Source organism: Streptomyces sp. NPDC051173 (assembly GCF_040689515.1).
In the GTDB taxonomy this organism is placed as follows: Bacteria; Actinomycetota; Actinomycetes; order Streptomycetales; family Streptomycetaceae; genus Streptomyces.
The window spans coordinates 53,616-67,821 of sequence record NZ_JBFBBD010000009.1 but is presented as its reverse complement, the minus strand read 5'-3'; the positions used below and the strand labels follow the sequence as shown (position 1 = coordinate 67,821).

Sequence of the window (14,206 nt, the reverse complement as noted above, 5' to 3'; positions counted from 1 at the left end):
ATGCCGATGACCTCCGTAACCTTCGATGTCACCCTGCCGCACTCCTCCGGCGCGACCTGGCGGCTGGCCGCGGAACTGCACCTCCCGGCCGGCGACCTGCCCGGCACCGTACAACTCCTGCTGCCCGGCCTCACCTACGACCGCCGCTACTGGGCCGTGCCGGGGGAGGGTGACTACACCCGGCACGCCGTCGCGGCGGGATACGCCGTGCTCGCCCTCGATCGCCCCGGCACCGGCGGCAGCGGGCATCCCCCCGCCGACCAGGTCACGGTGGAGGCCAATGCCGAGGCCGTGCACCAGGTCGTCCGGGCCCTGCGCGAGGGTCGGGACGGCATATCGGCCTTCCGGCACGTGGTCGCCGTCGGCCACTCGCTCGGAGCGGGTGTCGCCGTCCACGAAGCGGCCGGTCACCACGACCTCGACGCGCTGGTCGTCACCTCGCTGCTGCACGCCACGGGGCCGCTGTACCCGGAAGCCGTCCCCGCCCTGCACCCGGCCGCGGAGGACGACGTCCTCCGCGCCGCGAACCTCCCCGACGGCTATCTCACCACCCGCCCCGGCCTGCGCGCCCGGCTCTACGAACACCCGGGCGGTGTGAGCGCCGAGATGTCCGCCCACCACGAACGCGCCAAGTCGACCGTGACCATCGGCGAAGGCCTCACCCTCGACACCCTCTACGCTCCCGGGCCCGCCGCCGCGGTGGACGTGCCCGTGTTCCTCGTGGCGGGCCGCGAGGACCGGCTCTTCGGCGGCGGCGAGGTCTCCACCGGCCACGCCGGGACCGTGCTGGCGCACGAGCGGAAGTTCTACACAGGCGCTCCGGAGCTGGACGCCTTCGTCGTGCCGGACGCCGCCCACTCCCTCAATTTCCACCGCACCGCACCGATTTGGTATGCCGCGGCGCAGGACTGGCTCACCCGCAGGGTGCCGCCCGCCACGCCCCGCCCGTGACCGGAGACAGGACCCGAAGACAGGGGAAGCCCAACCATGACCGACCGGACCGACCACCTCCGCCGCACCGGCAGCCATGCCGTGGTGCTGGGCGGCAGCCTCGCCGGGCTGTGCGCGGCGGCGGCACTGGCCCCGCACCTCGACCGCGTCACGCTGGTGGAGCGGGACCGATATCCCGAAGAGCCGGTCTGGCGGCGCGGTGTGCCCCAGGCGCGGCACACCCACAACCTCATGGCAGCCGGCCAGCAGTCCCTGGAGCGGCTCTTCCCGGGCCTTCTCGGGGAGTTGCGGGACCTGGGCATGGTCGAGGTCCGGATGCCGCAGGACATGCTGCTGCTCGTGGCCGGCGGCTGGGTGGACCGCTTCCCGGGCCGGCACGTGGTGCTGTCCGGCTCCCGTGACCTGCTCGACTGGGCGGTACGGCGGGAACTGCGCAAGCTGCCGGGGGTCGAGGTCCGCCAGGAGACGGAGGCCGTCGGCCTCGTCGCCGCGCACGGCGGGTCCGTAGGCTGCGTACGCCTGCGGGACCGCGACACCTCGGCGAGAGGCGGGTGGGGTGAACCGTACGAGTGGGAGGCGGACTTCGTCGTCGATGCCACCGGCCGCGGCTCCCGGGCGCCGGCCTGGCTGCGGAGCCTGGGCCACCCCGAGCCCGAGGAGTCCGTGGTGGACGCCGGTTGCGCCTACGCCACCTGCGTCTTCGCCCCACCTCCCGGCCATACGGCCGACTGGAGCTGCATCGTGCTCCAGTCGACCCCCGAGGAGCCGCGCTCCGGCATCCTCAACCCCATCGAGGGCGGCCGCTGGATGGTCTCCTTGGCGGGCTTCGGAGGGGAACGCCCGCCACTGGACCACCAGGGCTTCCTCGACTTCGCCGGAGGGCTGCGCAGCACCGTCCTCCACAGCGCGATACGCGACGCCGAACCACTGGGCGAGGTGTACGGCTCGGGGCGGACCGAGAACCGGCGGCGCCACTACGACCGCCTGGCGTCCTGGCCCGACCGCTTCCTCGTGCTGGGCGACGCGTTCGGAGCCTTCAACCCCGCCTACGGGCAGGGCATCTCCGTGGCCGCTCTGAGCGCCCTCGTCCTGGACGACGCCTTCGCACGCGCCGGGGTCCGGCGGACCGGCCGGATCCCGGCCGGGCTCGCGGCGTCCCTGCGCAAACCGGTCGCGCGGTGCGTGGATGCCGCGTGGATGCTCTCGGGCAACGCCGACCTGGCCTATCCGGGAGCCTTCGACGGCCCGCTGCCCATCCCCGCGCGGCTCGGCAAGCGCTACACGGACCGGCTCCTGAAGGTGGCGACCACCGACCGGGCCGTGGCGACCGCCCTGTTCGACATGACTCATCTGCTCGCCCCGCCGCGGGTCGTCCTGCGCCCCAGGGTGCTGGCCTCGGTGCTGCGGGGCCCCGGAATCACCCCCGACCACCCGCCCACGCCGAGGAGCGGTACACCCATGGAAACGTCCGAGTCCCGCCGCATGGTGGACGTCTACCGCAAGCGCGCCAAGAGGTACGACCTCACCTCCAACCGGCTCTACCTCATCGGCCAGCGCACGATGGCCTACAAACACCTGGCGCTGGCCCAGCTCGCCCTGCGCCCCGGTGACACGGTCGTCGACGCCGGCTGCGGCACGGGCCACAACCTCCCCCTGCTGGCCGAGGCCGTCGGTCCCACCGGCAGGGTCATCGGGGCCGACCTCACCGACGCGATGCTGGAACAGGCCGAGGAGCGGGTCCGGGGGCTGCCGAACGTCTCCCTCGTCCAAGCGGATCTGACGTCCTATCAATACCCGGAGAACGTAAGGGGGATCATCGCCTGCTTCTCCCTCACCCTGATCGGCGAGTACGCGAAGGTCGTCGAGCGAGGCTACGAGGCCCTGGCCCCCGGCGGCCGCTGGGTGGCCCTGGACTACCGCCTGCCCGGCTGGTGGCCCGACGGCCTGATCCCCGCCCTGGGGCCCATGATCGCCCCCTTCGGCGGCGACACGACGATGGTCCACCGCCACCCCTGGGAACCGATCCAGGAAGGCGCCCACCGCCACCGCACCCTGACCCGCTACGGCGGGTGGGTCTACATCACGGTGGGGGAGGCGCGGCGGACGGCCGCCTGATCGCGTCCCGGCCGCCGGGGTCGGCCGCGGAGCCGTGACGGGAACCGCGGCGGGAACCGGCCGGACCCTCAGTCCCCCACGTCGCGGCTGCGCAGATCCTCCAGCGTCTCCCGCCGTACGAGCAGCCGCGCGTGCCCCTCGGACACCGCCACGACGGGCGGCCTGCCCACCAGGTTGTACGCCGAGGCCATCGACACGTGGTACGCCCCCGCCGCCGGGACGGCCAGGATGTCGCCGGGCCGGATGTCGCCGGGCAGCGCCACGTCCTCCGCGAGGACGTCGCCCGCCTCGCAGTGCCGCCCCACCACGGTCGCCGTCCGCGCGGGCGCGCCCGAGGCCCGGCCCACCAGCCGGACGGTGTACCGCACGCCGTACAGCGCGGGCCGCGGGTTGTCGCTCATCCCGCCGTCCACGGCGACGAACGTCCGCCCACCCGTCGCCTTGACCGACAGGACGCGGTAGAGCGCCACGCCCGCCGGGCCCGCTATCCAGCGGCCCGGCTCCACCGTGAGCCGGGGCACCGGCAGGCCGAACCGGGCGCATTGCAGCTCCAGTTCGCCGGTCACCCGGGTCGCGTACAGCTCCGGGTCGAGGGCCGGGTCGCCGTCCCGGTAGGCGATGGCGAAGCCACCGCCGAGGTCCAGCTCGGGAAATGTCACCCCGTGCCGGTCGCGGAGCAGCGCGAGCAGCGCGGTGAGTTTGCGGACGGCGGTGACGTACGGGCCGAGGCCGGCGATCTGCGAACCGAGGTGGCAGTGCAGCCCGACCAGTTCGAGCCGCGGCTGCGCCAGGATCCGCGCCACCGCGTCCTCGGCCTCCCCGCCCGAGATGGGCAGGCCGAACTTCTGGCCCTCCACCCCCGTCCGCACGGCCGAGTGCGCGCCCGCCGCGACCCCGGGCACGACCCGCAGCAGCACGCGCTGGCGGGCGCCCGGCGGCATCTGCGCGGCGAGCGACGCGATCTCGCCGGTGCTGTCGATGACGATCCGGCCCACGCCCAGGCGCAGCGCGTCCCGAAGGTCGGCCGGGCTCTTGGCGTTGCCGTGCATGACGATCCGCTCGGCGGGGAAGCCGCTGAGCGCGGCGAGCTCCAGCTCGCCGGCGGAGCAGACGTCCAGGCTCAGCCCCTCCTCCTCGACCCAGCGGATCATCGCGCGGGAGAGGAACGCCTTGCCCGCGTAGGCGATGTCCGCGTCCGGGAGCGCGGCCCGCCAGGCGCGGGCCCGGTCGCGCACCTCGGTCTCGTCGATGATGTACGAGGGGGTGCCGAAGCGGTCGGCGATCTCCGCGAGGGAGACGCCGCCGACGGCCAGGCCGCCGGTCCGCAACGGCTGGGTGGAGGCGGGCCACACGGGCGCGCCCGAGGGGGAGTGTGCCGGGGCGCATGCGGTGAGGGGGAGGGACACGGGAGCCTTCTTCGTGACGTGCGGTGCGGAACGGGACGGAGACGGGGCGGCGTCAGTCCCGGGACGGGCCCGGGCTCCCGTCCGGCAGCGTGAGCGGGCCCGTCGGGTGGGCCGGCGGGGCGGTGAGCTGCGGGTCCACGGACACGAGGTCCACCCCGAGCGGTGCCGCCAGGGCGCGCACGGCGGGCAGCGCGAGCCGGATGGAGACCTGACCGGTCCCCAGAACGTCCGAAAGCCGCCGCTCCGTGGTGAAAGCGACGGCAGTGCGAGCGCCCAGCGGCGATCGGAAGACCCGGAGGGCGAAGCCACTGGAGCAGCGCCGTACGGGTACGTACAGCGGCAGCGCCCTGGCGGTGGCCGGGCCGACGGAATGGTCTGGTTCTGAGGGCTCTCCGTCGTCGGCCTGCGGGCTGTCGACCGCCGCGATCGCGGCTGCTTCGGAGGGGGTACGGCTCAAGTGCATGACGGTCCTCGGAAGGGTGTCGGTACGGCGGGGTGGTGCCGCCGCTCGCACACGCTATGCCCGGGGTCCGGGTGCGGGAGCCGTTCATTGACAGCCTGTTGACCCCCCGTGCCGCGGCTTTGACGATCTGTTGACGTGGTCGCTGTGTGGAGTGCTCGGGCGGGTTGTCTGTGGTTGCTGTGTGTTTGTGCACGCGGGTCCGCGGCCGCTCACGGCAGCACCCCCGCCCGTCGCGCCGCCACCACCGCCTCCAGCCTCGTGTGCGCCCCCAGCTTCCGCATGCACGACCGCAGGTAGCTCTTGACTGTCTCGGGCCGCAGGCCCAGCCGTTCCGCCGCCGCCGCGTTCGTCGCGCCGGAGGCCACGCACGCCAGCACGTCCACCTCGCGCGGGGACAGGTCCACGGCGGGCTCAGGGGTGGAACCGGAGGAGCCGGAAGAGGAAGCCCGGGCCAGGCGGCCGCAGGCGGCCAGTAATTCCTGGCGCAGCCCGGGGTCCTGGACCCGCTGGGCCAGCGCGCGCAGCGATCCGTGGGCCTCGCGGACCTCCTCCCACATCGCCGGGTCCGCCGTGGTCGGCTGCTGGGCCACGGACAGCAGCTGGTGGACCTCGTCCTGCACGGCGAGGGTCTGTTCGAGATCCCGCGCCGCCTCCAGCGCGGCGCTCAGCGAGCGGTCGCCGAGCGCGAGCGGCCGCCGGAGCGCGCCGTAGAGGACACCGCGCACCCGGCCCCGTACGACCACGGGCACGGCCATGACGGAACGCAGCCCTTCCGCGGCCACCGCCGCGTCGTACTCATGGCTGATGACGTGCGAGGACTGGTAGTCGGTGACGGACAGCGGCCGGCTCAGGGCCGCCGCCTTGCCGCCCAGTCCGCTGCCCGTGCGGATGGCCAGCCCGCGGAGCGCCGGTGTCGTCGTGCCCGTCATGTCCGATATTCGGAACTGCCGGGAACCTGCCAGCAGTCCCCCGAAGGCGACCGAAAGACCCGTGTTCCTGCGCATGCGCAGCAGAGCGGCCCGAACCTCCGCCGCCCCGTCAGGATCACCCATCACTGCCTCCCCATCCTGGACGCGAAGCGAATCTCCGCATCGATGAAATACCCCTGAAATGCGGCTACCCCCGTCCGGGGGTGGTGAGACTCAGATCACCGTCGCACGATGCTAACCAGCGGGCAGGTCACCCGGCCCGCGAACTGGAGGACACATGACGCCCATGCAGCTGACGGACGCGGCGGAGGGGCCGGGCGGGCCCACGGCGGAGTTCCGCGCGGCGCGCGACTTCCTGCTCGCGCGGCGGACGGACTACGCGGCCGCGTACGAGGGGTTCAGCTGGCCGCGCCCGCGGGAGTTCAACTGGGCGCTGGACTGGTTCGACAGCATCGCCGCGGGCAACGACCGCACGGCACTGTGGATCGTCGAGGAGGACGGCAGCGAGGCACGGCTGTCGTTCGACGCGCTGCGGCGCCGCTCCGACCAGGTCGCGAACTGGCTGCGGGGACACGGCGTCCGGGCCGGTGACCGCGTCGTCGTCATGCTCGGAAACCAGACCGAGCTGTGGGAGACCGCGCTCGCGGCGATGAAGCTGCGGGCCGTCGTCATCCCCGCCACCCCGCTGCTGGGCCCGGCCGACCTCGCCGACCGGATCGAGCGCGGCCGGGCGGCGCACGTGCTCGTACGGTCCGAGGACACCGGCAAGTTCGACGGCGTGCCCGGCGACTACACCCGGATCGCCGTCGGCGGCACCACCGCCCCGGGCTGGCTCGCCTACGAGGAGTCCGCGACCGCCTCCGGGACCTTCACCCCCGACGGGCCGACCCGCGCCGACGACACGCTGCTGCTCTATTTCACCTCGGGCACCACCGCCCGCCCCAAACTGGTGGAGCACAGCCACATCTCCTATCCCATCGGTCACTTGTCGACGATGTACTGGATCGGGCTGCGCCCCGGCGACGTCCACCTCAACATCTCCTCGCCCGGCTGGGCCAAGCACGCGTGGTCCAACCTCTTCGCGCCGTGGAACGCCGAGGCCACCGTCTTCGTGCACAACTACACCCGCTTCGACGCGGCCCGGCTGATGGCGGAGATGGACCGCTGCGCGGTCACCAGCTTCTGCGCGCCGCCCACGGTCTGGCGGATGCTCATCCAGGCCGACCTGCGCGCCCTGCGCACCCCGCCACGCGAGGTGGTCGCGGCCGGGGAGCCGCTCAACCCCGAGGTGATCGAGACCGTCCGGCGGTCGTGGGGCGTCACGATCCGGGACGGCTTCGGGCAGACGGAGACGTCCGTGCAGGTCGCCAACCCGCCCGGCCAGGTGCTCAAGACCGGCTCCATGGGCCGCCCCAGCCCCGGCTTCGAGGTGGTCCTCCTCGACCCCGGCACCGGCCTCCCGGCCGACGAGGGCGAGATCGCCCTCGACCTGGGCGAGCGGCCCGTCGGCCTGATGACCGGCTACGCGGGCGACCCGGAGCGCACGGCCGAGGCGATGGAGGGCGGCTACTACCGCACCGGGGACATCGGCGCACGCGACGCCGACGGCTACATCACCTACGTGGGCCGCAGCGACGACGTCTTCAAGTCCAGCGACTACAAGGTGTCCCCCTTCGAGCTGGAGAGCGCGCTCCTCGAACACGAGGCCGTCGCCGAGGCCGCGGTCGTCCCCGCCCCCGACCCGCTGCGGCTCGCCGTGCCCAAGGCGTACATCGTGCTCGCGGAGGGCTGGGAGCCCGGCGCCGACACCGCGAAGGCCCTCTTCGCGCACTCGCGGGCCACCCTCGCCCCCTACAAGCGCGTCCGGCGGCTGGAGTTCGCCGAGCTGCCGAAGACCGTGTCCGGCAAGATCCGCCGCATCGAGCTGCGCGAGCGCACCGCGCGGGGAGGCGGAGACGAATACCGAGAGGAAGACCACCGGTGACCACACCCGCGTACGCGGCCGGCAGCACCTCCGTCCCGCTGATCGACGACACCATCGGCGCCGATCTGGCCTTCACCATCGAACGCTTCGGTGACCGCGAGGCGCTCGTCGACGTCCCGAGCGGCCGCCGCTGGACCTACGCGGAGTTCGGCCGGGCCGTCGAGGAGGTCGCGCTGGGGCTGCTCGCCAAGGGCGTGGCGAAGGGGGACCGGGTCGGGCTCTGGGCCGTCAACTGCCCGGAGTGGGTGATGGTGCAGTACGCCACCGCCCGGATCGGCGCCGTCATGGTCAACGTCAACCCCGCCTACCGCGTCCACGAACTGGGCTTCGTCCTGCGGCAGGCCGGCATCAGCGTGCTCGTCGCCTCCGTGGAGCACAAGACCAGCGACTACCGCCGCATGGTCGAGCAGGTCCGCGCCGACTGCCCGAAGCTGCGCGACGTCGTCTACATCGACGACCCCACCTGGGACGGGCTGCTCCGCCTCGGCGAGCGGGTGGCACCCGAGCGGCTCGCCGAGCGGGAGGCGCGGGTCGGCTGCCACGACCCGGTGAACATCCAGTACACCTCCGGCACCACGGGCTTCCCCAAGGGCGCCACGCTCTCCCACCACAACATCCTCAACAACGGCTATTTCGTGGGGGAGTCGCTCGGCTACACCGAGGCCGACCGGATCGCCGTGCCCGTGCCCTTCTACCACTGCTTCGGCATGGTCATGGGCAACCTCGCGGTCACCACCCACGGCTCCTGCGTCGTCATCCCGGCGCGCTCCTTCGACCCCGTCGCCACCCTGCACGCGGTCGAGCGGGAACGCTGCACCTCCCTCTACGGCGTCCCCACCATGTTCATCGCCGAGCTGAACCTCCCCGACTTCGCCACCTACGACCTCTCCTCGCTGCGCACCGGCATCATGGCCGGCTCGCCGTGCCCGGAGGAGGTGATGAAGCGGGTCATGACGGAGATGCACATGGCCGAGGTGTCCATCTGTTACGGCATGACGGAGACCTCACCGGTCTCCACCCAGACCCGGCCGGACGACCCGGTGGAGCGCCGCACCGGGACCGTGGGCCGGGTCCTGCCGCACCTCCAGGTCAAGGTCGTCGACCCGGACGGCGGCACCACGCTCGCGCGCGGCGAGGCGGGCGAGCTGTGCACGCGCGGCTATTCGGTGATGCTCGGCTACTGGGAGGAGCCCGAGCGCTCGGCCGAGGCCGTCGACGCCGACGGCTGGATGCACACCGGTGACCTCGCGGTGATGGACGAGGAGGGCTACGTACGGATCGTCGGCCGCATCAAGGACATGATCATCAGGGGTGGGGAGAACGTCTACCCGAGGGAGATCGAGGAATTCCTCCACTCCCACCCCAAGATCGCCGATGTGCAGGTCATCGGTGTCCCGGACGAGAAGTACGGCGAGGAGATCATGGCCTGCGTCGTCCTCCGCGACCCCGCCGCGTCCCTCAGCCGCGACGAGCTCGCCCGCTACTGCCGGGGCCGCCTCGCGCACTACAAGATCCCGCGGCATCTGTGGATCCTGGAGTCCTTCCCCATGACGGTCAGCGGCAAGGTCCGCAAGGTGGAGCTGAGGGAGCGGGCCGCGACGAGCCTGCCGGCTGAGGCCCGCGCGAGTTAGGGCCTGTCCGGGGCTGGTCTGGTGGTCGGGTGCGGGCGGTCGTCGTCCGCACCACCGCTGCGCGGCGATGTCCTCAATCTCCCCCAGCGTTAGCTGGGGGAGGAAGACGGCCCGCAGGCCGGCAAAGATTCGCCGGACACGGCGAGACGGCTGGAGGGGCCCGCGATCCCCCGTCCATGTCGCGGGCCCGCAGCAAGTCTGTGCCCGGAGGGGGCCGGCCTGCCACGCCGAAGCGCCGGTTCAGAGGAAGAATTGAGGTTGGCGGGGTGGGCCGGGCCCGCGTGGTCAGGACGGGCCCCGCTCGACCAGCTCGTCGGCCGCTCCGTTCAGCGGCTGCGGAGTACCCGTCAGATCCATGACGAACAGCGGCAGTCGGAGCTCCTCGGCGCGCGATCTCGCGTCGCGCCCGTATCCCGCGAGGGAGAAGAAGGTGCCGGTCGCCGCGTCAGCCAGGCCGTGCAGCCACAGGCACTCGACCGCGCGCAGCGAGGTCGGCAGGGTGGTCGGGTCGACCCGGGCGACCAGGCCCTCGGCCCGCAGGTCGACCCCGGACTCGGCGGGGTTCCCCGGCCGGGTCACGGCCGTGAAGCCGAGCCACGTCAGATACCGCTCGGCCGCCACGACCGCGTCCTCGGCGGTGCGGATGGCCACCGGGCGGAACGCGGGCCGCAGCGGCTGCGGTTTCCCGCCGGCCGGGCCGCGCGCCGGCTCCACCGGCAGCCGCACCACCGTGCCGCAGGAGCAACCGAACTCCGGCCGCGGCCACTGGTCCTGACGGTCGCAGGCGGGGCAGCGGACCGCCACCCAGGAGTCGCGCCAGGTGCGGTGCACCAGTAACTCGGGTGAGGCGTCGGGAAGGACGGGCAGGGTGAGCGGGGCGCCGCACGCGCAGGGGAAGGTGGGTGGGGTGAAGGAGTGCTCCCGACGGCACGTCGGGCAGTGAACCGGCACGCTCTCGGCCATTTTCTCGGCTCCAGCAACGGGGTCCGTGGGTGTGTGGGTACGGGCCCATCGTCCACGATGAGGGCGCGTCGGGGGCGCGAATGGTGTCCTTGCCCGTATCGGGAGGCGCGAGGTGCCGTCGCGTGCCGGTCCGGCGCGCCCGGTTCACCCAGGGGGCTCGAACTCCCTTACGGAGTCGATGTTCGGGCCGTGCGGTGTGTTCGCCTCGCGTTCGATGAGGATCTCCACCAGCACCGGGCGGGACGTCGCCACGGCCTCCTTGCGCGCCCACTCCACCGCCGCGCGGATGTCGCCAGGATCCACGACGCGGCGCCCTGAACAGCCGTACGCCTCCATCAGCTTGACGTTGTCGGTGCCCGTCTCGTCGTAGTGGATGTCGACCTGGTAGTTCATGCCGTAGCCGGCCGACGCCTGGCGGATCAGGCCCAGGTATTCGTTGTTCAGCATGATCAGGACGAACGGGACGTCGTACTGCGCGGCGACGGCCAGCTCCTCGACCATGTACTGGAAGCCGTAGTCGCCCACGATGCCGACGACCTCGGTGTCGCCCCTGCCCTGGCCCTGGAGCGCCTTCTTCACCCCGATCGCCGCCGGAACCTCCCAGCCCAGCGGGCCCGCCTGCCCGCACACCTGGTAGCGGCGCGGCAGGTGGGACTTCTGGTGCTGGCCGCCCCAGATCTGGTAGAGGCCGATGGCGGTGACGAAGTACGTGTCGGGGCCGAAGATCTCGTTGATCTCCTTGTAGACCCGGGGTGCCTTGACCGGCGTGCTCCCGAAGTCCTCCCGGCGCACCAGCGTCCGCTTGAGCTCCCGGCAGCGGGCCGCCCACGGCGCGACGGCCGGCCGCGCGCCACGGGCCCGCGCGGCGTCCAGCAGGGCGGTGAGAAAGAGGCCCGCGTCGGAGACGATGCCGAGGTCCGGCTCGAAGACCTTGCCCAGCTGGGTGGGTTCGACGTCCACGTGGACGAACGTCCGCTCACCGCGGTAGACACCGAGGTCCGCGCCGGTGTGCCGGTCGCCGAAGCGGGCGCCGACCGCGAGCACGAAGTCCGCCTCCAGGAAAGAGGCGTTGGCGTAGCGCTGCGAGGTCTGGATGCCGGTCGTGCCCATGTGCAGCTCGTGATCGTCCTCGATGGCGCCCTTGCCCATCAGCGTCACCTGGAAGGGCACCCGCAGGAACTCCACCAGCTCCCGCAGCGCGGCCGACGCCTCCGCGAGGATCACCCCGCCGCCCGCCAGCACCAGCGGCCGCTCGGCGGCCAGCAGCAGGTCGAGGGCGGCCTCGACGCGCGGCGGGTGCGGGGCCACGACGGCGACCGGCAGCCGGGAGTCGAGCGCGGGGTCGTAACGGATCTCGCGGCCCGCGATGTCGAGCGGGATGTCGATGAGCACCGGCCCGGGGCGGCCCTCGCGCGCGACGCGGAAGGCCTCCCGGAACACCCACGGGATCTGCGCGGCCTCCTTGATCTGCACGGCCCACTTGGTGACCGGCCGGACGATCTCCACGATGTCGACCGCCTGGAACGCCTCCTGGTGCAGCTTGGCCGACACCGCCTGCCCGGTCACGCACACCATGGGCACGGAGTCGGCGTACGCGGTGTAGAGCCCGGTGACCAGGTTCGTCGCCCCCGGGCCCGAGGTGGCGAGCGCGACGCCGACCCGGCCGTTCGTACGGGCCCAGCCGTCGGCCATGTGCGTCGCGCCCTCTTCGTGACGGACGATCAGATGCTCGATGCCGCCCACCGTTTCCATCGCCTTGTACAGCGGCAGGATCGCGGCCCCCGGGCAGCCGAACGCGATGTCGACGCCCTCGTCCTTCATGATCCGTACGGCCGCCTCCATGGCGGGCACACGCGCCGGGCCACTCATGCGCGTCCCTTGCTCCGCTCGGGCCCGCCTTCGCGGGGCGCGCACCTTCCTGTGAATCGCACGCTCATGAGGCCACCCCCGAGAGCCGCTCGACGCCGCGCAGCAGGGCGGAGTGGTCCAGGGCGCCGTCGCCCTGCGCCCGCGCCGCGGCGACCAGCGTCGCGGCCAAGGCGCCGAGCGGGAGGGCGGCGCCGACGGCGCGGGCCGCCTCGGTGACGATGCCCATGTCCTTGTGGTGCAGGTCGATGCGGAAGCCGGGGGCGAAGTCGTGGGCGAGGAAGTTGTGCCGCTTGCGCTCCAGCACGGCCGAGCCGGCGAGCCCGCCGCCCAGCACCTCCAGCGCCGCGCCGAGGTCCACGCCCGACTTCTCCAGGAAGACGACCGCTTCCGCGCAGACCTGGATGTTGACGGCGACGACCAGTTGGTTGGCGGCCTTCACGGTCTGGCCGGAGCCGTGTGCCCCGCAGTGGACGACCGTCGTGCCGAGCGCGCGGAACAGCGGCGCGGCCACGTCGAAGTCGGCGCGCTCCCCGCCGGCCATGATCGAGAGCACTCCTTCGACGGCCCCCGCCTCGCCGCCGGACACGGGCGCGTCCAGCACGCGGATGTCCCGCGCGGCGGCGGCCCCGGCCAGGGCGACGGAAGTGCTGGGTGCGACGGTGGACATGTCGATCAGCAGTGTGCCGGGCGCGGCGTGGGCGAGCACCCCGTCCTCACCCAGGGCGACCGCCTCCAGCTGGGGGTCGGCGGGGAGCATCGTGACGACGACGTCGGCACCCCGGACCGCTTCCGCGACGGAGGCGGCGGGGGTGCCGCCGGCGGCGGCGAGCCGGTCGAGCTTGTGCTGTTCCAGGGTGTGGCCGGTGACGTGATATCCGGCCTTGAGCAGGTTCTCGGCCATGGGGGATCCCATGATCCCGAGTCCTATCCAGGCGATCCGGGGGGTGGGCACGGGGCAGTCCTTTCACTGGGTGTACGGGTTCGTGGGGCTGAGGCTCAGTCGGTGTGCCGGAAGTCCTCCAGCCAGCCGAACGCGTCGGCGCGCGGCGCCCCGTACTCCAGCCCCACCCACCCTCCGTAGCCCGCCTTCCCCAAGTGCCCCAGCAGTTCGGGGAAGTCGAGCGCTCCGGATCCGGGCGCCCCGCGCCCGGGCGCGTCCGCGATCTGCACGTGGCCGGTCACGGCGGTGTGGTCGTCGATCACGGCGCGCAGGTCCTCGCCGCCCATCGACAGGTGGTAGAGGTCCATCAGGAAGCGCGCGTTGCCCAGGCCGCTCGCCGCGTTCACGGCCTCGACCACCTCGACCGCCTTCGCCGCGCCGGTGAGGGGGTACAGCGGTGACTCCACCGCGTTGAGCGCCTCGATCAGCAGCACCGCCCCCACCCGGTCCGCCGCGCGCGCCGCGCGCACGAGGTTCTCCAGGGCCAGCGCGTCCTGCGTCCGCGGGTCGACGCCCGGGACGCGGTTGCCGTAGAGGGCGTTGAGCGCCGTACAGCCCAGCGAGGCCGCGAAGCCGGCGGCGACGTCGAGGTTCGCGCGGAAGCCGTCGGACGCCGGGCCGGGGATCGAGAGCGCGCCCCGGTCGGGGCCGGGCAGCTGTCCGGCGAAGAAGTTCAGGCCGACGAGCTGTGTCCCGGCGTCGCGCAACGCGCCGCGCAGGGCGTCGAGTTCGCGCTTCTCCGGCACGGGGCGGTCGGGCCAGGGCCACCACAGCTCGACCGCCGTGAAGCCCGCCGCGGCCGCTGCCGCGGGCCGCTCCAGGAGGGGGAGTTCGGTGAAGAGGATCGACAGATTCACATCGAAGCGCAGCTCCGGAAGACCCATCGGGGATTCTCGCTTCCGTATTGCGGAATTTGAATTCTGCTCAATGGAAGCGTGCATGCGGGCCGGGAAGG

At 72.8% G+C, this 14,206-nt stretch carries 11 protein-coding genes; 4 read left to right on the top strand and 7 right to left on the bottom strand.

Translation table 11 applies throughout. The features are described 5' to 3' along the window. Positions 1–6 precede the first annotated feature (6 nt). Both AB0435_RS08435 and AB0435_RS08430 read left to right on the top strand, forming a co-directional pair. Positions 7–951 (top strand): alpha/beta fold hydrolase, encoded by a 945-nt coding sequence (locus tag AB0435_RS08435; RefSeq protein WP_366426500.1) that lies wholly within the window; start codon positions 7–9, stop codon positions 949–951. Between the two features lie 36 nt (positions 952–987). Next, the gene (locus tag AB0435_RS08430; protein ID WP_366426499.1) at positions 988–3,066 is read left to right on the top strand and encodes a methyltransferase domain-containing protein; all 2,079 of its coding nucleotides are present in this window, start codon (positions 988–990) and stop codon (positions 3,064–3,066) included. A gap of 68 nt (positions 3,067–3,134) precedes the next feature. Here AB0435_RS08430 and lysA read toward each other — a convergent pair whose 3' ends face one another. The 3 genes from lysA to AB0435_RS08415 form a co-directional block, all read right to left on the bottom strand. After that, positions 3,135–4,472, bottom strand: a complete 1,338-nt coding sequence (gene lysA / locus AB0435_RS08425; protein WP_366426498.1) for a diaminopimelate decarboxylase — start codon at positions 4,470–4,472, stop codon at positions 3,135–3,137. Positions 4,473–4,524: 52 nt separating this feature from the next. After that, complete coding sequence (locus AB0435_RS08420) at positions 4,525–4,815, bottom strand: SAV_915 family protein (RefSeq protein ID WP_366426523.1); 291 nt, start codon at positions 4,813–4,815, stop codon at positions 4,525–4,527. A gap of 329 nt (positions 4,816–5,144) precedes the next feature. Next, a complete protein-coding gene (locus AB0435_RS08415; RefSeq protein WP_366003994.1) occupies positions 5,145–5,987 on the bottom strand; it encodes a helix-turn-helix transcriptional regulator in 843 nt (280 codons plus the stop codon). 154 nt (positions 5,988–6,141) lie between these two features. On the opposite strand from AB0435_RS08415, the gene AB0435_RS08410 reads away from it, so the two are divergent. Both AB0435_RS08410 and AB0435_RS08405 read left to right on the top strand, forming a co-directional pair. Then, positions 6,142–7,848 (top strand): AMP-binding protein, encoded by a 1,707-nt coding sequence (locus tag AB0435_RS08410; RefSeq protein ID WP_366003993.1) that lies wholly within the window; start codon positions 6,142–6,144, stop codon positions 7,846–7,848. Beyond that, positions 7,845–9,479 (top strand): AMP-binding protein, encoded by a 1,635-nt coding sequence (locus AB0435_RS08405; protein ID WP_366003992.1) that lies wholly within the window; start codon positions 7,845–7,847, stop codon positions 9,477–9,479. Before AB0435_RS08410 ends, AB0435_RS08405 begins: the two co-directional genes overlap by 4 nt. Before the next feature lie 285 nt (positions 9,480–9,764). On the opposite strand, the gene AB0435_RS08400 is transcribed toward AB0435_RS08405, so the two are convergent. The 4 genes from AB0435_RS08400 to AB0435_RS08385 form a co-directional block, all read right to left on the bottom strand. Continuing rightward, positions 9,765–10,442, bottom strand: a complete 678-nt coding sequence (locus AB0435_RS08400; protein WP_366003991.1) for a hypothetical protein — start codon at positions 10,440–10,442, stop codon at positions 9,765–9,767. Between the two features lie 144 nt (positions 10,443–10,586). Beyond that, positions 10,587–12,311, bottom strand: coding sequence for a glyoxylate carboligase (gene gcl / locus AB0435_RS08395; RefSeq protein ID WP_366003990.1), 1,725 nt, complete (start codon positions 12,309–12,311; stop codon positions 10,587–10,589). A 64-nt stretch (positions 12,312–12,375) separates the two neighbouring features. Further along, positions 12,376–13,263: a 2-hydroxy-3-oxopropionate reductase gene (locus AB0435_RS08390; protein WP_366426497.1), complete on the bottom strand. Its 888-nt coding sequence runs from the start codon at positions 13,261–13,263 to the stop codon at positions 12,376–12,378. A 44-nt stretch (positions 13,264–13,307) separates the two neighbouring features. Continuing rightward, entirely contained in the window at positions 13,308–14,135 is an 828-nt protein-coding gene (locus AB0435_RS08385; protein WP_366003987.1) for a TIM barrel protein, read from the bottom strand. Positions 14,136–14,206: the final 71 nt, after the last annotated feature.

What these genes read in the sequence shown, in the direction of transcription:
- AB0435_RS08435 (WP_366426500.1), top strand. Translation starts at nt 7, where the DNA reads ATGACCTCCGTAACCTTCGATGTCACCCTGCCGCACTCCTCCGGCGCG.
- AB0435_RS08430 (WP_366426499.1), top strand. Translation starts at nt 988, where the DNA reads ATGACCGACCGGACCGACCACCTCCGCCGCACCGGCAGCCATGCCGTG.
- AB0435_RS08415 (WP_366003994.1), bottom strand. Translation starts at nt 5,987, where the DNA reads ATGGGTGATCCTGACGGGGCGGCGGAGGTTCGGGCCGCTCTGCTGCGC.
- AB0435_RS08410 (WP_366003993.1), top strand. Translation starts at nt 6,142, where the DNA reads ATGACGCCCATGCAGCTGACGGACGCGGCGGAGGGGCCGGGCGGGCCC.
- AB0435_RS08400 (WP_366003991.1), bottom strand. Translation starts at nt 10,442, where the DNA reads ATGGCCGAGAGCGTGCCGGTTCACTGCCCGACGTGCCGTCGGGAGCAC.
- gcl (WP_366003990.1), bottom strand. Translation starts at nt 12,311, where the DNA reads ATGAGTGGCCCGGCGCGTGTGCCCGCCATGGAGGCGGCCGTACGGATC.
- AB0435_RS08385 (WP_366003987.1), bottom strand. Translation starts at nt 14,135, where the DNA reads ATGGGTCTTCCGGAGCTGCGCTTCGATGTGAATCTGTCGATCCTCTTC.